The sequence below is a fragment of the Geitlerinema sp. PCC 9228 genome, assembly GCF_001870905.1.
In the GTDB taxonomy this organism is placed as follows: Bacteria; Cyanobacteriota; Cyanobacteriia; order Cyanobacteriales; family PCC-9228; genus PCC-9228.
The window spans coordinates 1-965 of sequence record NZ_LNDC01000204.1; the positions used below are offsets into that span (position 1 = coordinate 1).

General features: G+C 56.3%; 1 protein-coding gene. It reads right to left on the reverse strand.

Features of this window, described 5'->3' with window-relative positions; translation table 11 throughout:
• The coding region (psbD, locus tag AS151_RS20290) for a photosystem II D2 protein (photosystem q(a) protein) (protein WP_071518885.1) at nt 1-965 on the reverse strand (965 nt) is incomplete at both ends.

The window sequence follows — 965 nt, forward strand, 5'->3', positions numbered from 1 at the left end:
CGGATGCCTTCGTTTAACAGAATGTTTTTGGTATAGAAGGTTTCAAATTCGGGGTCTTCGGCGGCGCGCAGCTCTTGGGAGACGAAGTCATAGGCACGCAGGTTTAGACCCACACCGACGATACCGATGGACGCCATCCACAAGCCGGTGACCGGCACGAACAGCATAAAGAAGTGCAACCAACGTTTGTTGGAAAAGGCAATGCCGAAGATTTGCGACCAGAAACGGTTCGCGGTCACCATGGAGTAGGTTTCTTCCGCCTGGGTAGGCTCGAAAGCCCGGAAGGTGCTGGCGGTTTGGTCGTCGTCTTCAAACAGGGTATTTTCTACGGTAGCGCCGTGAATGGCACACAACAAGGCACCACCGAGCACGCCAGCTACGCCCATCATGTGGAAGGGATTCAGCGTCCAGTTGTGGAATCCTTGGAAGAACAGCAAGAAGCGGAAAATCGCTGCTACGCCGAAGCTAGGGGCGAAGAACCAGCTGGACTGTCCCAAGGGATACAGCAAGAAGACGCTGGTGAAGACGGCGATGGGAGCGCTGAAGGCAATGGCGTTGTAAGGACGTACGCCCACCAAGCGGGAAATTTCAAACTGACGCAGCATGAAGCCGATCAGTCCGAAGGCACCGTGGAGGGCGGTGAAGGTCCACAAGCCGCCGATTTGACACCAGCGAGCGAAGTCCCACTGGGCTTCTGGTCCCCACAAAAACAGCAAGGAGTGTCCCAAGCTGTCGGCTGGGGTGGAGACGGCTACGGTTAAGAAGTTGGCACCTTCGAGATAAGAACTAGCGAGTCCGTGAGTGTACCAGCTGGTGACGAAGGTGGTCCCGGTGAGCCATCCCCCGATGGCTAGATAGGCACAGGGGAATAGTAGGATGCCGGACCAACCGACGAAGACGAAGCGATCGCGCTTCAGCCAATCGTCGAGTACGTCAAACCAGCCGCGTTCTACTTGCGGACGTTC